Genomic DNA, 23,942 nt, shown 5'->3' with positions numbered 1-23,942 from the left:
AAAGCCCTGGCCACCTGCTGGCGCGAGCATGATGCCTGTCTGCCGATAGGTAAACTCCCGCCAGCGATGGGGATATGAACATCCTGCCATGAAGTCCTCCCCCTAACCCCCTCCCATGGAAGGGGAACTTGATTCTCATCAATATTAATAATTACGTTAGCACATCTAGTCAAAAGTTAGGTAGGAGGCCTTTAAAAAAAGTAATAACATTTATATAATGTGAGGAACGTCGATTTCCAATAACTCCCCCTCCTTGGGAGTGGGATGGGGAAGGTCCGTCCAACTCAAGTCCAAGGGAAGGAGCTTTTTTGTGCGTCATTGTCCGTGCAGCAGCGCTGTGCAAAGTTGCCCGATTATGAGCCCTCCCCTACTTACTAGGACACAATGGCCGGTCGTTTTTTTATCTGGTCTGCCGAATACAACTTTGAATTTTGAGCCTTGAACTTTCAACCCCGCCGTTCCATAATAGGACAGCAAAAACAAGATGCCTGTCTACCGAATATATTATACATTCCGATCTGAGTAATTGATTTATTTATTACCTTGATGCTAAATATGGGGCAAAACTATTCTAAATCAACCTTTTAGAACCACACAAAAGGCTTTAAAAGCCTATCCAATTGCATGTCGCCATATGGTTATTAAACAAATAATGATATTGCCCATGGAAAAATTCACCTTAAACATCAATGACCAAAAGGTATCAATTGAATGTGCTCCCGACACCCCATTATTATGGGCGCTTCGTGATCAATTGGGGCTGACCGGAACCAAATACGGTTGTGGAATAGCCGTATGTGGATCTTGTACGGTCCATTTGGACGGTACGGCAGTTAGGTCCTGCAGTCTACCAATTTCAGCTATCAACGATAAAGCTATTACCACCATTGAAGGGGTCGGAAAAGATGGACTTCACCCTGTACAAAAAGCATGGATTGCTGAGAACGTTCCCCAATGTGGATTTTGCCAAAGTGGCCAAATCATGTCGGCCATAGCATTATTGGAACAAAACGGAAATCCTTCGGACGCAGACATAGAACAAGCTATGTCCGGCAATATTTGTCGCTGTGGAACCTATATCCGAATTAGAAGTGCCATTAAGAACGCTGCTAAAAACAATGTGTAATATGAAACCAAACCCTTCCAATAATAAACTGTTTAAAGTTAGTAGAAGAGATTTCGTGAAAATTGGGGCCTTGGGCAGCACTGGTTTGATCCTTGGCGTTCCTTTGGGGTGCAAGCAAGATAAAAATGCCTTTTTAACCGGGCGGGAAGACGCTGTTTTTGCTCCTAACGTATATATCACGATTTTGGGAACCGGGGAGGTGCAACTCATTGCCCACCGCTCGGAAATGGGTACGGGTATTAGAACAAGCCTACCCTTGGTCATGGCCGATGAAATGGAAGCCGATTGGACCAAAGTAAAAATAATACAGGCTGTTGGAGATGTAAAATATGGCGATCAAAATACGGACGGTTCCTATAGCGTTAGAATGTTTTATCAACCTTTAAGGATAGCTGGTGCCACGGTTAAATTAATGTTGATGCAGGCAGCGGCCCAGGAATGGCAAGTAGATATTTCTGAATGTAGTGCCGTAAATCATGAAATAGTCCACAGTTCGGGAAAAAGTTTGGGTTACGGATATTTGGCCGAAAAAGCAGGAGCCTTACCCATTCCAGAGGAAAATGAAATTACTTTAAAGGACTCCAAAGATTTTAAATTTATTTCCAAGGAAACGGTTATCTATGATCTAGAGGATATCGTAACAGGGAAGGCGGTCTATGGACTGGATGTACAGATTCCAGATCTCAAGGTCGCGGTCATAAAAAGAAATCCAGAGGCTGGGGCCGGAATAAAATCGTTCAACAGCGATATGGCCACTGCTATTGAAGGTGTCACCAAAGTATATAAAATGGAGTCAACCGCATTTCCTATGGGCTATAATGCCCCACTGGGGGGTATTGTAGTGGTGGCCAACAATACCTGGACAGCAATAAAGGCACGGGATGCCGTGGAAGTGGTTTGGGATAAGGGCATAAATGCTTCCTATGACTCCAACGCCTTTATGCAACAAATGCAACGATCCGTACAGAAAGAAGGGCAGGTGAAAAGACAACAGGGTTCGGCAACCAAAGCTTTAAAAGAAGCTGCCAAGGTCATAGAGTCCGATTTTTTGGTACCACACTTGGCCCATTCCCCTATGGAAACCCCTTGTGCCGTTGCGCGCTACAATGCAGATGGAACTTGTGAAATATGGGCTCCCGTACAGTCGCCACAATGGGTACGGCAGGCAGTCGCCGAAGCCTTGGGCATTGAGGAATCCGAAGTTACCATTAACGTTACTCTATTGGGAAGTGCCTTTGGCCGTAAATCCAAACCCGATTTTGTAGTGGAAGCTGCCTTGATCTCAAAAGAAATGAATACGCCCATAAAATTGTTATGGACCAGGGAAGACGATATTCAGCACGATTTTTACCATTCCAATTGTGCACAACATATAAAAGTCGGTATCGACAAAAACAATAAGGTCACTTCCTGGGTGCACCGTACGGCTTTTCCATCCATTTCAGGTACGGCCAGCGCCGATGCCACAGGGCCTTCATCGGACGAATTGTGCATGGGCGTTTTGGACATGCCCTTCGAAATTGATAATATATCCTGTGAAGCCTTGGATGCAAAAGCTCAGATAAGGATTGGGTGGCTGCGATCTGTCCACAATATCAACCATGCGTTTGCCATTGGATCTATAGTAGATCAAGTGGCCCAGGCCAGAGAGATGGATCCCGTTGACAATATGATGGATCTATTGGGCAGTGATCGAAAAATTGATTTTACCGCCCTAATGGAAGGGTTCAACAACTACAACGTTAAATTGGAAGACTACCCATATGACACCCATCGCCTTAAGCAAGTAATACAATTGGTAAAAGAAAAATCAGGTTGGGGCAAAAGCCTTCCAAAAGGCAAAGGAATGGGGTTTGCTGCCCATCGAAGCTTTCTTACTTATGTAGCCTGCGTAGTGGAAGTGGAGGTTGATGACAACAACAATATTAAAATACCAATGGTTCATTTTGCTATCGATTGTGGAGTACCAGTTAATCCGGATAGGATAAGGGCCCAATTCGAGGGAGGTGCTGCCTTTGGAGCAAGTTTGGCCTTGAAAAGTGAGATAAATGTGAAAAATGGGGCCGTTATGGAGGACAATTTCAACAACTATCTTGTGGCCCGTATTACAGATGCACCCATCAATACGGTGGTACATTTTGTAGAAAATGAGGAAAAACCCACAGGAGTTGGGGAACCCCCTGTTCCCCCGTTTATACCAGCACTCTGCAATGCCATTTTTATGGCTACCGGAAAAAGGATTACGAGATTGCCAATAAGGCTATAGGTTTATAAGTTGTCATATTGAATGGAATCAAGAACGATTGACCACAAGAGTATTTAAACTGGACTATTTGGGCGGCTACCATCTTTTGCCTATTGGCTTTTAACGCTAGACCCGTTCTCGATACTAAATGGCTCTAGCCTGCCCGTCAATTCAAGCCTGCCTATCGGCAGACAGGCCCGTCACGACGTCACTTCGAGTGATTCTATGAAGAGCACCGAAATAAAATTGTATCGAGAAGTATACTAACTACACATAACCAGTTCTCGATACAAAATGGCTACCGCCATTTCACTCGAACTGACGATAGATAAGCCCCCGCTGGCGCGAGCATCTTGCTCGTGCCTTAACAGTCACTTGTTCAGAATAAATGGGGTTACTCATATAATATAGTACGAATATTTTTTCTCTATATCTTTGGAGCAACCGTAGTTGACTTAGTATAATTTTAATACGCCCTCCGGCATACTTTAGATCGTCATCCCTGATGGCAATGTCACACAATAGGAAGGCACGAGCAAGATGCTCGCGCCAGCGATAAGAAAAACTATATATGAAAGACTGGTGCAACGCATAACTGAACAACAAATACGAATGAACAAAACCGTTATTCTAACCTTACTATTACTAATCGGATTCGTTAACTGTAAAAATTCTGGAAAGGAAATTGACAAACTTGAAATTGCTAAAAAATATTATCGAGCTCTGGACAATTCTGATAATACCGAAATAGGACTTTTGTTGGCCGATAGCCTTGTAACAAAGGAAACTGAATATGACTATGAACAGACATTTACCTTAAAAGAATATGTTGAATGGTTAAAATGGGATGCTGTGTTTGACCCAACATATCAAATCCTTCAAATAGTACAAGAGGATGAAATTGTGAAAGCACAAATTTCAAAAATCGACAAAAGAATTTTATTTCTTCACCAAGAACCAATTGTCACCAATCAAATTATTCGATTTGATAGTGATAAAATTATCAGTATTGAGACAACAAAATATATTATTTTCAATGATTCGACATTTGTTAAAAACAGAGATGATATTGTAAGTTGGATTGACGATAATCATCCTGAATTGCAAGGTTTCATACACGACCAAACAGAGACTGGAGGATTGAAATACTTAAAAGCGATAGAACTGTATAGGAACAAAAAATAACGAGCCACCCCTGGAACGTGGGTCTCACCTACCTGACGGCAAGGCAGGCTCGTGCCAAAACAGAATAAGACATGGCCTGTAGCCAGAACAAGCTACTAACAACCACCATCCGTACTTATAATTATTCCTGCCTTTTTCAAAACATAAAATTCACTACATTTAAGCTATTATATAACAACACTAGTGTGAAACTTTTGTCGGCACAGAGGACACCACTAGTCTTATACAAATAGACGACCAAACGATAATACCGCCATGAAAAAATCATTGTACAAATACCTCCTATTTTTAGTGCTTACAGGACTAATCTCCTGTAAGTCCAAATCGAAAAATGAAAAAGTAGAAATTATCCAATCGGAGGCCACCGTTTCCAATGAACTAAAACAGGAAGTTATCCAAGATACCAAAGGATGGCTGGGATTGATTTATGACCAAGATTATTCCCAGAGTTGGGATAATGCGGCTTCCCTTTTTCAAAAAGCGGTTACAAAAGCACAATGGACGCAACAGTTAAGTGGTATTGTACCCCCTTTGGGAAAGGTGATCAGTAGGGATGTAATTTCATCGGAATACCATACCACACTACCAGGAGCACCGGATGGGGAATATATAGTAATTCAATTTAAAACCTCCTTTGAAAATAAAAACGAAAGTTTGGAAACTGTTACCCAGATGAAGGATGATAACCAATGGAAAGTATCCGGGTATTTTATTAAATAAGGAACGGACAGATCCTTTTGAAGCCGGAAAGATTAGACTATCCACATTATTAAGCTTGTTAGTAAAAGACACCTTTACAAATTAAATTCCAAAAAGAATATGAATGAAACAATTACTTTAAGGAATAGCCCAAAATTAGATATTAGGCTACAAAAAGATATGTTTGAAATAGTGGACCAAATAACTCCACAAAACAATGGTGTATATGGTTATGGCAGTTTAAAGGCAGTCCAATTAAACAAAGGCTGGTTGCTATCCATGCTAAGTTACATTCCATTTTTCTGGACAGTCCCCTTTGAACCAGGATTTAGAAACAGAACGCATCTAAATATTAAACTGACGGGGAAGACCCTGAAAATATGGTTAGCTGGATCGGATATGGACAAAGCCGCCAGTGTGAAGCAAGCATTGAACAATAAAAAAGTATGATATCAAGAATAGTATTTTGTTTTGCGCTATTAAGTACAAGCACGTGGCTTATTTCTTATGCACAAGACCGTCCAAATATTCTTTTTGCCATTAGTGATGATCAGTCATTTTTCCATACCAGCTATGAAGGTTCCAAATTTGTAAAAACGCCTGCCTTTGATAGGGTTGCCCGTGAGGGGGTATATTTTTCCAACGCTTATGCCGGTTCACCGGGATGTGCACCTTCCAGAAGTGCAATTATAACGGGTAGACATCACTGGCAAAATGAACAGGCTGGACAACATGCCTCAGCTTGGTTACAAAAGTATGTGCCCTTTGTGGATCTGCTTGAAAAAAATGGATATGCCACGGGAAGAACGGGAAAAGGAGTTGGCCCTTTCCAATATGCCCGTGCGGAGGAAGACTCGCTTTGGCGAAAAATCGATGCTGCAGGAGTTGCGCATAGTAATCTTAAATATGAGGAGCAAAACGATGATCGTTTTGCCACAGGCATTAACACCACCAATTACTTTGGAAATTTCAGATATTTTGTAGAAAATATTAAAAAGGACAGACCATTTTTTTTCTGGTATGGAGGTTATGAACCACATAGGAGCTACGAAAAAGGGTCTTGGAAAAATATGTCCAAAAAATTGGAGGAGGTGGAGGTGCCCGAATTTCTTCCCGATAATGATGAGATAAGGGGAGATTTATTGGATTATGCGGTAGAAATTGAATGGTTTGATCTTCATCTCCAAAGAATGCTGGAATATTTGGATGAAATTGGAGAATTGGAAAACACCATTGTAATTGTAACCGCCGACAATGGTATGCCTTTTCCCCGTGCCAAGGCAAATAGCTATGAATATGGAGTCCATGTTCCTTTTGCCGTTAGGTTTCCAAAGGAATTTCCGGGAAATAGGGTTGTGGAGGATCTTATTGGTTTTATTGATTTGGCACCGACCATTCTTGAAGTGACAAATACCTCCACTAAAGGAATGCTCCCTATTACTGGAAAAAGTATACTGGAACTTTTACGATCCAAGGCAAGTGGGGTGTTATCTAAAACAAATAGGACCGCTTACTCTGGTAGGGAACGCCACTCTTCCTCAAGATATTTGAATTGGGGATATCCACAAAGGTCCGTACGAAAAGGGGACTTTCTCTTAATATGGAACATGAAACCAGAAAGGTGGCCAGCAGGAGCTCCACAAAAGTATGCGGAAAATGATTCCTTGCAATTACTCCCTTTATATGGGCTGGACAAAAACAATACCTACATTAATGGCAGTGCCTATACTGATATAGATGATAGCCCCACAAAAACCTTCCTAATAGAAAATCACGAGGATGACGCCATTTTGCCCTATTTCGATTTAGCGGTAGATAAACGTCCCCAATATGAACTTTACAATGTACAGCAAGATCCTTCCTGTTTAAAAAATTTATCGGGAATAGCCTCATTCAGTAATATTGAAGAAGCCATGAAAAGTGAACTATTGAGCGAACTAAAACAATCCAAAGACCCGCGAATTATAGGTCCAGATCCCGAAGTATTTGATAGCTATAAGCGATATTCCCCAATAAGAAAGTTCCCAAAACCCGGTTCTGTAAATTAGTTGCAAACTATAAATGAGATTAACGCATAAGAAACTAGAACGCTGCGCTTCTAGAACCTAGAAATTAGACTTTTTTTGTCTAGACTCTTGGCTATTGGCTAATGGCTAATAGCTCTGAACATTGATCACTGCCCACTGAAAACTGCCTACTGCTTACTGATTACTGAATACTAAATTGACAGCCAATTCCAAGAATCATTAGGAAATCGGAATCTAAAATGCTGCGCTACTGGAACCTAGATACTGGATTCTTTTTTGTCTTGAATCTAGTCTCTTGGCTCTTGCCCATTGCCTTTTGCCTTTTGCTTCTGAACACTGTCCACTGATTACTGAATACTGCCACTGAATACTGTCCACTGAATACTGTCCACTGAAAACTGAAACCTGCCTACTGAATACTGATCACTGAATACTGCCTACTGGCAACTGATTACTCACCACCCAATATTTCGATTTCGACTCCGCCTGTCTGCCGATAGGTAGTCTCAATCTCCGTAAAGACCTAGAACATTAAACTTTGAACTTTAAATAAATTCAGCCACTGCCTACCGATTACTGACTGACTCTTGCCTATTGCCTATTGCCTTTTGGCTCTGAACACTGATCATTGAAACCTGCCGCCCGGCACTAAAACCCCCTAGTATAGGAAAGTATAACATACTGATGGTGTTTAGCCTTCTCGAATTCTGGCGTATTATAACGCACACCTACCCAATATTCATTTCGTCCGTAGCGGAATTGAAAATCGAAACCGAAATAGACTACCGTTGTATTAGAAGGGACCAATAAAACGGAATCATCGCCCAGGGCATTGCCTTCCAATAGGCCATTATGACCCACCAAGCGATATCCCCCGCGAAGAGCAAAGAAAACTTCACTGTCCGTAGATCCAATTTGATTGTGTGCTATACTGGACGATAAGGGATTTCTTTTTCCAAAATAGGCCACCAACTCGGGATGCACATATATATCCCTAGTGCCAAAAGCAATTTGGGACTGTGCCGCAATATGAATACTAAATGGGTTGGGAGCCAATTGCCATTCGTATAGGTATCTGCTGTACAGATTGTAATGAATACTATTCTCCATTTCCCCCACCCAGGTCGGAGTTTCGGTTTTCATAACCGAATGGTGGTACCACCTTTGTAATCTGCCTGCTCCCGAGGCCCTACCTGCTATTCCAATAAGAAATTTTGCCTCGATCAAACTGCTTCGCCTTACCTGGGACCAACCTGCCTTAAGCGCCGAAAATCCTACATAGGCACGGTCCAGCTCTTGGACATCCTCAGTAATAAGATATGACGGAGTTATAATTTCCTGACCTATGGAAAAGCTAAGCTGTTCGTTCTCGGAATTAAAAATTCCCTTTTCAAGTCGGTGTCTATACGTTAAAAATAGGCCAGCTGTATAGTACCGGTCAGTGAGCAATATGAAATCATTGTCGTGGCGCAACCCAATTTGATTACGGAGAGCAATCCTATCAGCAGTATTCATCTCTTGCTGTGCAAGGGAAATTAAAGTCCCACCAACAAAACATATTAACAAAGCGAGGTAGTTAAATAAGCCTTTGGAAAAATTAGGCCACATAATATGTGGTTTAAAAACTAGGTTCAACTTAGCGGTGTTGTTTTGACAGGGAAAAAGTACAAATAAATACCGAGACTAGTTGAGGGAGAACTACCCTCAATACAGAACTTCTTTGTATCAGCATCTAAAGCACAGCACAATAAGAATGGAAACTGGACCGCTGCGCAGTTGGAAACTAGAAACTAGATACTGGACTTTTTTGTCTAGACTCCTGCCTATTGCCATTTAGCTATTGGCTCTGAACACTGTGCCTACTGTCCACTGAAACTGTTCACTGATTACTTATTACTGTTTACTGCTTACTGACCACTCCTTGCTGATCACTGAATACTGTTTACTGAAAACATACTAAGGTATCCCACAAAAAAAGGGAACCAGCTCTCGCCCATTCCCTTTTCTATATATCTTAAAATATACTTTCTATGCCGGCATATCCGGTAATTTCCAACCTTCCCTATAGGTATGATTTATAAGTTCTTTGGCGAAAGCATTGGCATCAACGGGGTCCGTCCATTCCTTTTCGAAATGTGGGCGTCCGTCCTTCATCACGAAATTATCACGGATTACGGTCTTGATGGTCTCGTTCTGTCCTATATTGGTAAAGCGCATATTCTCCCCATCCCAATTCAAAATTTTATCCAAGGACTGTAAGCGTACCGCCAAAACACCCATAACCACCATTTCATTAAAAGGTCCGGCTTCTGAAAAGTCGGACGTACAAGGCTTGCGGTTCTCCGCACTTTCCTTGCAGGCCCGTACCCAGTCCATCTCATGAGCACCTCTGTTCCAAGCCTTTCCGATCTCTTTTTCCACCCTTCGCTCTGTCTCTGCCACTTTAGGAAGTTCCCTTCCCAAAATTTCCGGTTCCACCCCATAACAACCGGTATGCATTATACCTTTGGTACCGTAAAAGAAGGTACCTCCACCAGATTTGTTGGGGTTCTTGCCACTAGGCCAATTGGAAGGTAGATTAGGCTTAATACCGCCATCATACCAATTAATCTCTACCTCCGGCAATTTGATCTTCCCTTTCCTGCCCCGTTCCGGGAAAGTCATTTGTACGGATTGTGCCGTTGGGGCACTGTCCCTTAACAGCAGTGAGGAACTCCCTTGTACCCTGGTAGGATAGCCCAATTTTAAGGCTTCAAATACGGGGTGAAGAATATGGCAGGCCATATCCCCAAGAGCCCCGGTACCGTAATTCCACCAGCCGCGCCAGTTCCATGGATGGTACACCTGATTGTAAGGTATTAGTTCTGCAGGACCGGTAAACAAATCCCAATCCAAGGTATCCGGCACCCACTGTCCTTGTGTAGGTGGATTTAAGCCTTGTGGCCAAATCGGTCTATTGGTAAAGGATTCCACTTTTGTTATATCTCCAATGGCACCGCTCCAAATTAATTCGCAGGTTTTGGCCACTCCTTCTCCAGAGGCCCCTTGATTCCCCATTTGTGTGGCCACATTATGTTTCTTGGCCAACTTGGTCAATAATCTTGATTCGTATACCGAATGGGTAAGAGGCTTTTGCACATAAACATGTTTTCCTCGCACTATGGCCTCTGCCGCTACAATGGCATGGGTATGATCGGCCGTAGCTACCAAAACAGCATCAAATTCATTGCCCATCTCATCGAACATCACCCTAAAATCCTTGTATTTCTTAGCTTTGGGAAAGTAATCGAAACAATCTTTTGCATATTTCCAATCCACATCACAGAGTCCGACTATATTTTCACTCTGTAAATTTTTCAGGTTGCCAAACCCCATACTTCCCACTCCTACTCCAACAATATTCAATTTATCACTGGGAGCCTTATGCCCCAATCCCGAAATTACATTGCTCGGGAGAATAGTAATACCGGCAGCGGCCACTCCCGTTTTACTGATAAAAGATCTACGTGTAATTGGTAGGGGTTTGTTTGGTTCTTTTTTCATTGTAAAGATTGCTTTTGATTGTTTACTATTTTTTTAATTTGCATTTAGTGCTCTCTAAATTCGGAAAAAAAATGGTCTTATTGGAGGAATACCGAAAATTTGTCATTAAAATTATACCAATTTTACTTAGTTTAAGCTCATATATTTTAGATCAACCATGTCCAAAACCCTATACCGAGTCTATGTTGTGGAATTATCCAAGCGCGTTTTTACAGAGAATGCCAAGTTTAGGGCCGCCAATCCCCAATTTAATGGTGTATTGGAATGTTTATATGTGGGTATGACCTCCAAGACCCCTAAGGAACGATTTGAACAGCATAAGACCGGATATAGAAATAAGAAGGGCCATAAATTATCCTCCAACATTGTGGAGAAATACGGGCTGTATCTAAGGCCCAGCCTTTATAATCATATAGATCCCGTATTGACCAGAGCGGAAGCTTTAGAAATTGAGGAAGGTCTGGCCTTGGAATTAAGACGTGAGCGGTATGCTGTTTGGTATAATTAAGTAGGTGTGGATACTGAAAAAATTTCCTAAATTTAAATAAGTTATCACTCATTAATTGGCAATGGATCCACAATACCAAATTGCATCCTACATTCAACGATTTATTTCTTTAACGGAAGAGGAGGCATCCCATTTTAGCTCCAAATTTAAGGTAGTAAAGGTTCGAAAAAAACAATTCATTGTACAACCCAATTTTACTGCAAAAAAAAGATTCTATGTTGTTGAGGGTGCATTGCGTTCATTTGTGGTAAATAAGTCTGGACAGGAAACAACCATAGCCTTGGCCATCAATGATTGGTGGATTACGGATTATAATAGCTATATATTTCAACAACCTGCCACTATGTTCGTGGAGGCCTTGGAAAGTAGCACTTTATTGGAACTGGATTTTGAAAAAGAACAGGATTTGAAGAAAAGCAATCCAAAGTTTGAGACCTTTTTCAGGATTATTGCAGAAAGAGGTTTGGCTTCCCAACAACGTAGAATCACTATGAATTTGACCAAGTCTGCGGAAGAACGGTACACCTATTTCACAGAAAAATATCCGCAATTTTTACAACATATCCCACAATACGCCTTGGCTTCTTATCTTGGAATGACCACCGAATTTCTCTCAAAAATTCGGAACAACAAAGTGAAAGGTAAAAGTTGAATTATTTCAACCATATTTCCTAATCTACTTCAACTTTTTCCATAATCATTTAAGGCAACTTTGCTTTGTCATTAATCCTGTACACAGCATGGAAGCATTTACTAAATATTATCTATTGGATTGGCTGGCCATGATCTTAAGCCTCATAGCCGTTTATTGTTTAGGGAAAAAGAACAAATCCGGTTTTATCTACTTTGCCCTAGCCAATTTAATTTGGATAAGCTTGGGCTTTGGACCAATAGGCAGTTTTGGTATTGGAATTGGCAACAGTGCCTTTTTAATAATGAACATCAGAGGATTTATAACTTGGAAACATAATAAAAATGAAAAATTTATTTAGCCCGCTAAAACTTAGGGAATTGGAGTTAAAAAACAGAATAGCCCTTTCTCCAATGCAACAATACAGTGCCATAGAGGGTATACCCAATAACTGGCATTTGGTCCACCTTGGGAGCAGGGCTGTAGGAGGTGCCGGATTGATTATAACCGAATGTACTGCTGTATCGGAAGAAGGATTGAATACCTTATATGATACTGGTCTTTGGAACAATAGGCAAATGGAGGCTTGGAAACCTATAGTAAGGTTTGTTAAGGAACAAGGATCAAAAATTGGCGTTCAATTGTGGCACTCCGGAGGGAAAGGCAGTAATACCCATCCAAATGAAGGAATGAAACCATTGCCTCTGGACAAGGGCGGATGGATTACCAAAAGTGCATCTTCAACAGTAATCAACGGAATTACAACACAGGAATTGACCTTTGGAGAAATACAAAAACTAAAATTGGATTTTGCTTCAGCTGCCAAAAGAGCCTTATTAGCAGGGTTCGACACTATAGAACTCCATGCGGGACACGGTTATCTATTTCATCAGTTTTATTCTTCCGTCGTTAACAAAAGAAGTGACCAATATGGAGGAAGCTTCGAAAATAGGATTCGTTTTTTGATTGAAACTGTTCAGGAAATAAGAAAAGTAATACCTGATACCATGCCCTTATTGGTCAGGATTTCTGCAGTGGACTATTTGGATTCAGCGGATGCATGGAGTATGAAAGATAGTTTGGCCCTATCCAAGATTTTAAAGAACAATGGCGTTGATCTCATAACCGCCTCAGGTGGTGGTTTTGCCCATGTGGACAAATCAATGGTTTTTCCAAATTACCAATTGCCTTATGCAACGGAAATAAAAGAAAAAATAGGGATTCCCGTGGGTACCGTAGGCATGATCACAACGTCGGCACAGGCCAACGATATAATTACACAGGAGCTGGCAGACTTGGTGGTTATTGCTCGAGAGCACTTGCGAAACCCCTATTTTTCCATAAACGCAGCCCATGAATTGAATATGGAACACCAAATTCCTTGGCAATATGGCAGAGCTTTCAATTCAAATAAAAAGAATTCTTGAACATGATTTTTTCGGGGCCAGGGACTACTGTTAATCTCTATATTGAAGAAATATAAAAATTCAGTCAATTATTCAAAGGAGTGTGGTATTTTAGGGATGTGAAGCAAGAAAAGATACGATTTCACAACCAATTTACTAATCAGTAGTCTCTTGAATCAGCATTAATCCTTTTAGTAGGAGCGTTATGAAAAATTTCTTAGTTGTCCTTTTTACCGTATTCACTATTTTCTATTGCCATTCGCAAATCCTAAAACAAAAAATACCCGATAAACTGGTAGTTCTCACTTTTGATGATGCTCCGGCAAGTCAATATTCCGTTGTAGCCCCAATGTTAAAAGAGTACGGTTTTGGAGCCACCTTTTTTGTGTGTGAATTCCCTCCGAATTATAAGGACAGTACCCTATACATGAATTGGCGACAGATCAAGGCCCTGGACAACATGGGGTTTGAAGTTGCCAATCACACCCGCACCCATGCCAATGTAAGCAAACTGACGCAAACAGAATTTAATGCCGAGTTGGAATATATAGAAAATAAATGCGATTCCTTGGGAATTGCCAAACCGCAAAACTTTGCTTATCCCGGCTACGGACTAAATGCCCTTACCTTGGAATTTCTACAAAAAAAAGAATACACCTTTGCCCGGGCCGGCGGCAGCAGGGCTTATGACCCCTTAGTTGATCATCCCTATCTTATTCCCAGTTGGGCAACCGATGCTGAAAACAAAAAAGAAATTATGTCTTCCCTGGACCAAGCCAAAAATGGAAAGATTGTGGTGCTAACGTTACACGGTGTACCCGATATTGAGCACCCCTGGGTAAATACGCCACCTGCACTCTTTAGGGAATATCTGCAGTATTTATCCGACCATAATTACAAGGTGATTTCCCTTAGGCAATTACAAGCCTATATTGATGCGGATGAAGCCAAGGGAATAATATCTCCTGACTTAAAAAAGAAACTGAGTAACTAAAAATTCTACATCCATGAAAAAACTTGCACTGCTTTTTCTCATAATGATTTCCATACATTCGGAAGCTCAACAAACCATAGATCTTTATTCATCAACAATTCCCAATAGCAAGCCTAGCGAGACAAAAGAAATTGAATTAAAAAAGGACGGGCAGTTCTTTGGATACAAAAGTGTCTCCCGGCCCAACATAAAAGTTTACCTTCCCGAGGAGGAATTGTCAACGGGAGCCGCTGTAATTATTTGCCCAGGTGGCGGATATGGCATGGAAAGCTACAAACTGGAAGGCATACGTATTGCAGAGGCCTTTAATAGCAGGGGCATTGCCGCCTTCGTCCTAAAATACCGCTTGCCCAATGATTCAATTATGATCGATAAAAGCATTGGACCACTACAAGATGCGCAGCAAGCCATGAAAATAGTACGGCAAAGGGCTGCAGAATGGCATTTGGATCCGGAGAAAATAGGAATTATGGGGTTTTCTGCCGGAGGGCATTTAGCATCGACCGCAGGAACTCATTTCAACAAATCTTACATCCCCAATTCTGAAGGCATTAGCTTGAGACCCAGCTTTATGATTTTGATCTATCCCGTAATCAGTATGAAAGACGAACTGACCCACAACGGATCTCGCGAGAATTTACTTGGAAAATCGGCCTCGGAGGAACAAATTTTAAACTTTTCCAACGAACTGCACATCGATTCCGAAACTCCGCCAACGTGGTTGACGCATACTGGTGATGATACCGTAGTTCCCGTGGAAAATAGTATTCGGTTCTACCAAGAGTTGATAAAAAATAAAATACCATCGGAAATGCACCTGTACCCAAAAGGCAATCATGGTTTTGTTTTAAGTATCCCTACAGATGAATGGATGCAGCCCTTGTTTTCCTGGATGAAGAAAAGTGGTATCGTAAATCCATAACCCTATAACCAACCAAAAAGCATTTTTTCGATGAACAAGGTACTCGCCAAAACAATTCAAATATGTCTAGTAGCCCTTATCGGCCTCATTGGCCATTCACAGGAAATCCTATTTAAAAAGATAGCTATTATTACGGGCAATGGGGCGAGCCAGATAGAACTGAATATAGCCGATTTATTGAAGCAAAGATTGGAAGAAAACGCCAATATTGATGTGCGTCTTATCCAGGAGACGAAAGAACTCCAGTACGTTTCAGGGGAATTACAAATTCTTTTGGGCACCCCAGAGCGCCATTCCCTATTGTCCGCCCAACTTAAGACATTAAGGATTCCTGAACTAACCCCATTGGCTCCGGGCCGGGAAGGGTTTCTATTAAAATCTGTTGATAATTCCATCAGTTTAATTTTAATTGCCGCTGGTTTAGATGATCGGGGTTGTCTATATGCCGTTGGGGAAATATTGAGGCAATTGGTATACAAAGAAGGCCAACTGGCCTTACCCAACAAATTAAACATTAGGACGGCTCCTGCCTTCGAAATCCGGGGAACCCAAATTGGACAAAGTAGTGTTGCCAAAAAATTGGCGCAGGTAAGGGATTGGACCGAAGAGGAAACACAAGGTGCGCTCTTGGATTATGCGCTGGCAGGCGCCAATATTTTTGCAGCCGAAGATGACTCCATGTACCATTTTATAAAATCTTATGGATTGATGACACAGACTAAATTTGGGGCCAATACTGCTGGAGCCAAAGTGCCAATGGAATGGAATGCCTTCGAATCCATTGGCCGTTCAGGATATGTCTGTCTTTCAGTTCCTGAGGCTAGGGATTATATGCTAGAGAAATGTAACGAGCATTTTAAGGATAGCCAATTCTATGATCTTATTGAATTCTATGGTGGTGATGGAGGCGGTTGTGAATGTGATAAATGCAATCCTTATGGCCTAACGTTCATAAAATTGGTGGAGGAAATGGCTGCGATTATCCATAAATATCACCCCAAAAGTCGCATCTATTTTACCAATCAAAAATTTGACAATGAGGACGACAACGCCATATTCCAGTATTTACAGGAAAAACCAAGGGATTGGCTTTGGGCATGGGGATATGGACCCGGTTCAGATGCCACAACCTGGCAACCTGGACATCGGCAAACACACCGCATGGATCTTTTTGAATATCCTGGATATGGGCCCTACGGATTGTATCCCAAAGAAATAATACATCAAATCCCTTCTCGGCACAAGCTTATCTATTACAATGAAATTACCCATTGGAAATATGCCCAACACGCCTATATCCAAATGTACCCTAGAGCGGATCGCAATGGAGATCTGCCACCACATTGGAGTCATGAGATATACAATAGGCGCCCCGATCAATTCCTTACAATGGTTTACAATCGTTTAACCTTTTATGCTTGGCCCGAATATTACCACAGGGTCTTCAACGACTTACTGCGATATGGCAATGGAGACATAACACATTCCAGTGGACACCACGATCATTTTAACCAGTGGATGTGGCAACGTTTATTGTGGTCCCCGAGGACAACTGTTGATGAAGTCCTGACGGAATATTCAGAAACCTGGTTTGGACTTGAAGCAGCCCCATTCATGGCCATAGCCATTTTGCAATTGGAAAAAAATCTGGAAGAAAAGGAAGGGGTTCCGCTTGATAAAAAACAGGGAATAGATGAGTATTTCGATCTTGTACAACAAGCCGGACAAGTAATGCCCTCTAGAATAATGGAAAGGAATTGGCTATGGCGAATGTATATGCAAAAAGCCGCACTGGACAAATACGTGAAACTCAATGTTGCGCAACAAAAGGAATTGGAGCGCCAAATAGAAGAAGATGTTGCAGCCTATTTACAGAACGACCGGACCATTGCACTAAAGGATATTTCCAATAAATTGAAGTTTCCAAAAGAGACTATGGAAATGGCCGCCCTTCGTGAGGAGGCCAAACGGTTGGGGGAAGAGAGCAATACTATTTATGGACAAAGAAACGATGGTTATTTTAATCTACAACATGATTATATTGGGTTAGGTTGGCTCAAGAGACAGTTGACAAGGGCCCAAAATACCGATACAAAAAAGGCCGATGAGCTTTTAAAAATGATCGTTGATTATGCAAACCCCGGTGAAGGCGGGTTTTATGACAACTTGGGTACTGGAAATACAGCTCCCCATGTCATTAACGGATACCCCTATGACCATGGGCAACCCTACGTTTCGCAAATGTTATCGGAAGAAAATAGGCCAAGTCAACGCTCCATGCACTTCACCCAAAATGAAGATCAAGGGGTAAGTCTTTTTTACACAGACCTAGACCCCAAGGCCTCCTATTCTGTTAAGTTTACTTTTGTTCGACCTTGGTTCCAAGAGCGTTATGCCTCCAGGATGAATCAAAAATCTCAAAAAATATATGCCGATGATATTGTCTTGGCCGATAATGTTGAATTACCACTCCAAATGAGCGATTTTTTCACATATTCCATTCCTAGATCAGCAACAAAGGACGGAGAATTGACCATTAGATTGGAACGTGCCCACGGGGTAGCAATTGGCGATCGTATTAGCACAGAACAATGGCGTAATTCTGGCGGCTGGGGAACCATTGTCTCTGAGGTATGGCTGCTTAAAAACTAAGCAATAGTCCAACCCAAAAGGACAATTGTGTTCAGAGCAAAATCAACGGAACAGTCAGATTTCAATTCTAGCCAATTTCTATCGACCACAAAAATGATAATTATTTTAACAGCTTCAAAAAGCCCTCTTTTGCGAGGAATGTTCAAGGGATTTCACTATATTTCAATAGAATAAAACCAAAGTTCCTACCCTCCCCCTGCACAAGCTGAAACTTCTTGGCAAGGCATTCGGTGGCCCTAAAAAAATGAAATGGATGCACTAAGTAAATTATTGGACTTTAATCTGATCAGTATTGGGGATTATAAAATAAAAGTCTACACCCTGGTTATAATTCTGTTAATATTTCTAATCACCAGGATAATATTGAAGGTCATAAAAACGGCCTTATTTCAGCGTTATAAAGGATTGCACATGGATAAGGGAAATACCTATGCCCTTTATCAAATTATTAAATATGTGATATGGGTAATTGCCATAGGCCTTATATTGGAATCCGTAGGCATTAAGGTCACTATTTTAATTGCCGGTTCCGCTGCCCTATTGGTAGGTGTGGGATTGGGTTTGCAGCAAACCTTTAACGACGTAATTTCTGGTATAATATTACTTTCCGAGAAGTCGATCAAAATCAATGATATCCTGGAAATAGATGGGGATGTAGTGGAAATACAGGAAATAGGGTTACGAACTTCCCGGGGGCTGAACAGGAGCGATATTGCCATAATAATTCCAAATTCATTGATAACCACCAATAAGGTCATCAACTGGAGCCACCAGAAGAAAAAAACCCGTTTCAAGGTCTCTGTTGGTGTGGCTTATGGCAGTGATGTAGATCTTGTGGTAAGAATATTGGAGGAGAGTGTTTTGGAGCATCCCGATTTTGACGATACCAAAATGATAGAGGGCCGCTTCATAAATTTTGGCAATTCCTCCTTGGATTTTGAGGTGCTTTTTTTTAGCGAAAATGTATTTAGAATCGAAAAGGTGAAAAGTGATATTAGAAAGATCATTAACCGGAAATTCAGTGAAAACAAAATTGTAATACCATTTCCCCAAATGGACCTTCACTTTAAGTCGGGCCATACAGAAATAATCCCTAAAAATGAACAGCCAGGTTCAAGAACATGAACCCAATCAACATAGAACGATGTGATCAACAAAAAAATAAACATGGCAAGATTCTTAAAGAAATCTAAGGAAGAAATAGGAACTTCACCGGATGAACTTATCTTCAGGGGTGATAAAAAAATTAATGAAGTACAACTTCGAATAATCGATTTTGATGCCAATAGCCTAGCAGAAGAAACCATTAAGACGGTAAAAGAGGTGCTTAAATATCAGGAAAAGGACACGGTTACATGGTTTAATATAGATGGACTGCACAATACCGAAATTATTGAAGGCATTGCCAATGAATTTAATTTTGACCGAATGGTTTTAGCCGATGTAATGAACACCCAGGCACGGCCTACGATCAAGGAATATGACAATTGCATTTATATATCCATAAAAATGTTGCAGCAAGCCCCAAATTCCGATATCATAAATGTTGAAAACCTCAGTTTGATATTGACCGAATCCATTCTTATATCTTTTCAGGAAACCAAAGGGGACGTCTTTGAACCGGTTAGGGAGCGGATCAGGAAACAGAAAAGAAGAATTAGGAACGGTGGTACGGATTACCTCTTATTTGCCTTGTTGGATATTGTAATTGATAACTACATCTACATTATTGGTGTTCTGGGAGAGAAAATTGAAATGCTGGAGGAAAGCCTGCTCTTGGAACCCAGGCAAGAGATTATAGGGGAGATCAACTCCTATAAACGGGAATTGAATTTTTTGCGAAAGAATATTAAACCTGCCAAGGAAGTGATACTGAGTCTTGCAAAAATGGAATCGGATTATATTACGGAAAGTACCGAGATGCATTTTAAGGAGTTACAGGACAACATAAATCACGCCAGCGACTCTTCGGATAGCTATAGGGAAATTCTGTCCGACCAATTGAACATATACCATACCACCATAAGTAGCAAGTTGAACGATATCATGAAATTTCTGACGGTATTTTCGGTAATCTTTATACCGTTGACCTTTATTGCCGGAATCTATGGAACCAACTTTGATGTAGTACCTGAACTTCACTACAAGTATAGCTATTTTATCATGTGGGGGGTAATCATTGTTATTGCCATTGGCATGTTGATCTATTTTAGAAAGAAAAAATGGCTTTAAATAGTAATTACCAGGAACTATTTAGCCCTACCCTATAACAACTCAAAAATTATAATACCTAGACCACGCCGTGAGTACAGTCTGTCCTATATCACTAATACCTACCTTAAAAACTATTGGTAAGTTTTGGATCAGGATATTGTTTTTCTGCGCAATGAGTTCAATGTTTACCCAATGCGAAAGGCCAATGGAATTGGTAGAGATACCGGATGAATACCGCTTTAGGAAAATTGTGCTTACCGAGGAAACCATGGACCCTACGGCTTTATCGGTCGCATATGATGGTAAAGTATATTTTGCAGAGGATATTGGTACTATTAAGGTGTACATACCCAGTTCAAACTCCGTATCCATTGTGGGGGAATTGAAAGTGTTTAGCTGTGGCGAAGAAGGGTTGATCGGTATGACCCTGGACCCTGATTTTGAAAAAAATGGTTGGCTGTACGTAAACCGTACCATGTCCGATTATATGGATATGCCTTGTGCGGAAGTCTATAAAAATCCTGAAATACGTTTTGAAGATCCCACCTCCCATCAAGTAATTTCTAGATTCGCGGTAGTCAATGACACACTGGATATGACTTCGGAGAAGGTACTGCTAAAAGCGCCGAACCAACACATGCGGCACATTGGTGGTTCCTTGGCTTTTGATGGGGATGGAAATTTATATATTTCCATTGGGGAAAATACCCATCCCGGTTTCCTTAACCCCTATGCACCTTTGGACGAACGCCCGGGCAGAAAGAATTACGACACTCAGAGGACATCTGCCAATACCATGGATTATAGGGGAAAAATTTTACGTATCCACCCTGAGGGTGACGGGACCTACACTATCCCTGACGGCAATCTTTTTGCAAAGGACGACCCATTGGCCCTTCCGGAAATTTATGTTATGGGCTGTAGAAACCCGTTTAGAATATCCGTGGATAAGGAAACCAATACCTTGTATTGGGGCGAGGTGGGCCCCGATGCCTATGCCGATATTCCCCGAGGCCCCAAGGGTTATGACGAGATCAATGCAACAACGGAAGGGGGCTTTTTTGGTTGGCCTTATTTCATTGCCGATAACAAGGCCTATGCCAAATATGATTATGATACTGAGACAGCAGCTGAACCCTTTGATGCGCACAAACCCGAAAACAGTTCTCCCAACAATTCTGGACAAAAATTGCTTCCCCCGGCCAAGCCTGCCCTAATTTGGTATCCCTATGTTGCCTCGGAAGAATTTCCCGAATTGGGACAAGGGGGAAGAACCGCCATGGCCGGTCCTGTTTATCATTACAAATCCGAAAATACTTCCGGCATTAAATTTCCTTCCTATTTTGACAAGGCCCTATTTATTTATGATTGGATGCGGGGATGGATCAAAGTGGTCAGAATTAACGATAATGGGGAGCTTATAAAAATAGAAGACTTTATGCCCTCTACCCGATTCGTTAGTCCTATTGACATGCAATTCGGATCCGATGGATCCCTATATATAATGGAATTTGGCACCACTTGGGGTGCTAATCCAGATGCCCGACTAATTAAGATAGAACATATAACGGGCAATAGACCCCCACATATTAAAATTACGACCGATAAAACCGTGGGCGCCACTCCCCTGACCGTTAATTTTAAGAGCGACGGCACCTTGGATTATGACAAGGATGATTATTTAATATATGAGTGGAAATTTAATTCCAAGGAGGTTCAATCCTCAGAGAAGAATCCAACTTTTACTTTCAGGGACCCAGGTATTTACAATGTTACCCTTACAGTAACGGATACTGAAGGAGCTACCGCCACAGCGGATTTGCAGATCAAGGCAGGCAATGATTCCCCACAACTTACTATAGATATGCCCAGCCGAGGTAGTTTTTATTGGGACAAGGATAAAATACCTTATCGTATCCTTTTAACGGACAAAGAGGATGGGAGTTTGGTAAATGGGGATATAGACCCCTCAAAAGTCCATGTGAGCTTGGAATGGATGAAAGGGAACTACATTTTGGAACCGTCCACCAAAGGTATGGGAACATTAAAAAGTCAGGGAGAAAAATTGATAGGAGAGAGTGATTGTAGAAGTTGCCATAAGGTAAATGAGAGGGCTTTAGGGCCTTCATTTTTGGAGGTGGCCAAAAAATATAAAAACGATTTGGACGCCACGGACTATATTGCCAAAAAAATTATTTCTGGGGGTAGTGGAGTTTGGGGCGATGTAAGTATGAGTGCCCATCCCTTGTTTTCTGAGGGGGATACGCGTAGAATGGCCGATTATATTTTATCATTGGCCAAAGAAAAGACAAACATAAAAAAAATGGGAGCGGAAGGCATAATTGACATCTCTAATACCCATGGCAAGGAAGATATAACTTATGTCCTAAAAGCCTCCTACACAGATCTAGGAGCTTCAGGAATGGAACCCATTACCGTATCGGCAATAAAAATGCTTCAACCCCCAAAATTGGAAGCAGAGAACTTTTCAACCCAACGCGATGCGTTAAGCGAAGTAGGTGATAATGGCGTGTCCATGGGTTTTGCATCGACTTATATTTCCTTTAAAAATATAGATTTAACAGCCGTTGATTCCATTACCTTTGGATACAGTTATAAAGGCCCGGAATGTTTCATTACCATAAAAACGGGCTCCCCGGATGGCGAGACCATTGGCAAAGCTCGGTTTACCAACATAGCTGAATCCAAAAATAAAAATGAGCTTACCATTCCAATAAAAGAAACCTCCGGTTCACAGGAGATTTTCTTCCTTCATGATAAGGCACCCGATATCCATGAAGAAATTTATTTGGATTGGATAGGCTTTCAAAAAAAGTAATTAATTACCCCGTTAATAAATCGATATAGACAGGCCCTTACAAGGGCTTTACGCGAATATTCCGCCATTTCACCTTTAGAGGTTCTTCACTGTCCGTAGCATGTACCTGTAGGCCAATAAAACCAGTGGGGGTCATGGAATCAACATAATCCGCAGCAGGTACACCATTCACCCAAGTCTTGATGGAAGGACCATCGGCAATCACCTTAAAAGAGTTCCATTCAGTTGGCTTAAATGCCTTTTTAGCGGCGGGATTATCACTTAAATCGTGTACCCATCCGCGCCTGCCTTCATCGTATATCCCTCCACTACGTAATGTGGAGTCCAAATCTATTTCTACCTGATAGCCATGGACCAAACCATTGTAGAAATCGGGCAAGCTGTTACTCCTTATCTGTACCCCGGAATTATGGTACTTGCCAGAGGCGGCATCCAAGATGACTTCGAATTCCAAAATAAAATTGTCATAGAATTTGTTGGTCACCAAAAAAGTATTGCTGGTATCGCTTACCGGAGCGGTGACACCTACGATCATGTCGCCCTCAACATGAAAAGTGGCCTCCCCTCCCATTTTTTTCCATCCATCCAAGGTCTTTCCATCAAAAAGATATTCCCAATCAGCATCTTGAGTGTTGGTTGATTGCACATCATCCGGCTGATCGACCGAAGTATCAGCAGATTTTCGATTTCCACAATTGGAGAATAACAGGCCAAAAAGTGTTAGGCACAAAAGCAGTTTTAAGTATTTCATGAAATTGTTTAATTTTAGTTTCAACTGGTAGTTAAGTTTATTACAAATGGGTAAGCTTATCCTACACTTGAAAATAAACCCCCTTAAATGTAATAAAATCAATTAATTAAACATTGTGGCGTCTTAAAAAAATGACGCCATACAATAATTGATTTTACCATCCCTGTTTGTTTTCAAAATAAGGTCACACAAATAAAACA

Annotated in this window: 19 protein-coding genes; 16 read left to right on the top strand and 3 right to left on the bottom strand. The window is 41.3% G+C overall.

Annotated features, from left to right (window positions below; genetic code table 11):
• Positions 1–664 precede the first annotated feature (664 nt).
• The 6 genes from LV92_RS07370 (at position 665) to LV92_RS07345 (ending at position 7,303) form a co-directional block, all read left to right on the top strand.
• The gene (locus tag LV92_RS07370; RefSeq protein ID WP_072862052.1) at positions 665–1,126 is read left to right on the top strand and encodes a (2Fe-2S)-binding protein; all 462 of its coding nucleotides are present in this window, start codon (positions 665–667) and stop codon (positions 1,124–1,126) included.
• A gap of 1 nt (position 1,127) precedes the next feature.
• The gene (locus tag LV92_RS07365; protein WP_211322941.1) at positions 1,128–3,392 is read left to right on the top strand and encodes a xanthine dehydrogenase family protein molybdopterin-binding subunit; all 2,265 of its coding nucleotides are present in this window, start codon (positions 1,128–1,130) and stop codon (positions 3,390–3,392) included.
• Between the two features lie 591 nt (positions 3,393–3,983).
• Positions 3,984–4,556: a hypothetical protein gene (locus tag LV92_RS07360; RefSeq protein ID WP_146613520.1), complete on the top strand. Its 573-nt coding sequence runs from the start codon at positions 3,984–3,986 to the stop codon at positions 4,554–4,556.
• Between the two features lie 255 nt (positions 4,557–4,811).
• Positions 4,812–5,276, top strand: coding sequence for a DUF4019 domain-containing protein (locus LV92_RS07355; protein WP_111623020.1), 465 nt, complete (start codon positions 4,812–4,814; stop codon positions 5,274–5,276).
• Positions 5,277–5,375: 99 nt separating this feature from the next.
• Positions 5,376–5,705 carry a hypothetical protein gene (locus tag LV92_RS07350; RefSeq protein WP_111623019.1) on the top strand — a complete coding sequence of 110 codons (330 nt, stop codon included), beginning with the start codon at positions 5,376–5,378 and terminating at the stop codon, positions 5,703–5,705.
• Positions 5,702–7,303 (top strand): sulfatase family protein, encoded by a 1,602-nt coding sequence (locus LV92_RS07345; protein WP_111623018.1) that lies wholly within the window; start codon positions 5,702–5,704, stop codon positions 7,301–7,303. Before LV92_RS07350 ends, LV92_RS07345 begins: the two co-directional genes overlap by 4 nt.
• A gap of 627 nt (positions 7,304–7,930) precedes the next feature.
• Here LV92_RS07345 and LV92_RS07340 read toward each other — a convergent pair.
• Together LV92_RS07340 and LV92_RS07335 are read right to left on the bottom strand one after the other, a co-directional pair.
• A complete protein-coding gene (locus LV92_RS07340; RefSeq protein WP_111623017.1) occupies positions 7,931–8,890 on the bottom strand; it encodes a lipid A deacylase LpxR family protein in 960 nt (319 codons plus the stop codon).
• Positions 8,891–9,310: 420 nt separating this feature from the next.
• Positions 9,311–10,825, bottom strand: a complete 1,515-nt coding sequence (locus tag LV92_RS07335) for a Gfo/Idh/MocA family protein (protein WP_111623016.1) — start codon at positions 10,823–10,825, stop codon at positions 9,311–9,313.
• 157 nt (positions 10,826–10,982) lie between these two features.
• Between LV92_RS07335 and LV92_RS07330 the strand changes: the two genes are divergently transcribed.
• The 10 genes from LV92_RS07330 (at position 10,983) to LV92_RS07285 (ending at position 22,991) form a co-directional block, all read left to right on the top strand.
• Positions 10,983–11,333, top strand: a complete 351-nt coding sequence (locus tag LV92_RS07330) for a ribose-5-phosphate isomerase (protein ID WP_031443704.1) — start codon at positions 10,983–10,985, stop codon at positions 11,331–11,333.
• Positions 11,334–11,394: 61 nt separating this feature from the next.
• A complete protein-coding gene (locus tag LV92_RS07325) occupies positions 11,395–11,985 on the top strand; it encodes a Crp/Fnr family transcriptional regulator (RefSeq protein ID WP_111623015.1) in 591 nt (196 codons plus the stop codon).
• Between the two features lie 88 nt (positions 11,986–12,073).
• On the top strand, positions 12,074–12,325 hold the full coding sequence (locus tag LV92_RS07320; RefSeq protein ID WP_111623014.1) for a PnuC protein: 252 nt from the start codon (positions 12,074–12,076) through the stop codon (positions 12,323–12,325).
• Positions 12,309–13,391 (top strand): NADH:flavin oxidoreductase/NADH oxidase, encoded by a 1,083-nt coding sequence (locus tag LV92_RS07315; protein ID WP_111623013.1) that lies wholly within the window; start codon positions 12,309–12,311, stop codon positions 13,389–13,391. Before LV92_RS07320 ends, LV92_RS07315 begins: the two co-directional genes overlap by 17 nt.
• Before the next feature lie 184 nt (positions 13,392–13,575).
• Positions 13,576–14,364 (top strand): polysaccharide deacetylase family protein, encoded by a 789-nt coding sequence (locus tag LV92_RS07310; protein ID WP_111623012.1) that lies wholly within the window; start codon positions 13,576–13,578, stop codon positions 14,362–14,364.
• A gap of 13 nt (positions 14,365–14,377) precedes the next feature.
• Positions 14,378–15,286 (top strand): alpha/beta hydrolase, encoded by a 909-nt coding sequence (locus LV92_RS07305; protein WP_111623011.1) that lies wholly within the window; start codon positions 14,378–14,380, stop codon positions 15,284–15,286.
• Positions 15,287–15,316: 30 nt separating this feature from the next.
• Positions 15,317–17,938: a beta-N-acetylhexosaminidase family protein gene (locus tag LV92_RS07300; RefSeq protein ID WP_111623010.1), complete on the top strand. Its 2,622-nt coding sequence runs from the start codon at positions 15,317–15,319 to the stop codon at positions 17,936–17,938.
• Between the two features lie 249 nt (positions 17,939–18,187).
• Positions 18,188–19,063: a mechanosensitive ion channel family protein gene (locus LV92_RS07295; protein WP_111623009.1), complete on the top strand. Its 876-nt coding sequence runs from the start codon at positions 18,188–18,190 to the stop codon at positions 19,061–19,063.
• Between the two features lie 42 nt (positions 19,064–19,105).
• Positions 19,106–20,170 carry a magnesium/cobalt transporter CorA gene (gene corA / locus LV92_RS07290; protein WP_111623008.1) on the top strand — a complete coding sequence of 355 codons (1,065 nt, stop codon included), beginning with the start codon at positions 19,106–19,108 and terminating at the stop codon, positions 20,168–20,170.
• Between the two features lie 154 nt (positions 20,171–20,324).
• Positions 20,325–22,991 (top strand): PQQ-dependent sugar dehydrogenase, encoded by a 2,667-nt coding sequence (locus LV92_RS07285; RefSeq protein ID WP_111623007.1) that lies wholly within the window; start codon positions 20,325–20,327, stop codon positions 22,989–22,991.
• Between the two features lie 37 nt (positions 22,992–23,028).
• Here LV92_RS07285 and LV92_RS07280 read toward each other — a convergent pair whose 3' ends face one another.
• A complete protein-coding gene (locus LV92_RS07280) occupies positions 23,029–23,742 on the bottom strand; it encodes a 3-keto-disaccharide hydrolase (RefSeq protein WP_111623006.1) in 714 nt (237 codons plus the stop codon).
• Between the last annotated feature and the right edge of the window lie 200 nt (positions 23,743–23,942).

The organism is Arenibacter echinorum, from assembly GCF_003259375.1.
Lineage (GTDB): Bacteria > Bacteroidota > Bacteroidia > Flavobacteriales > Flavobacteriaceae > Arenibacter > Arenibacter echinorum.
The sequence above is the reverse complement of the archived record's forward strand: the minus strand, read 5'-3'. Positions and strand labels throughout refer to the sequence as shown.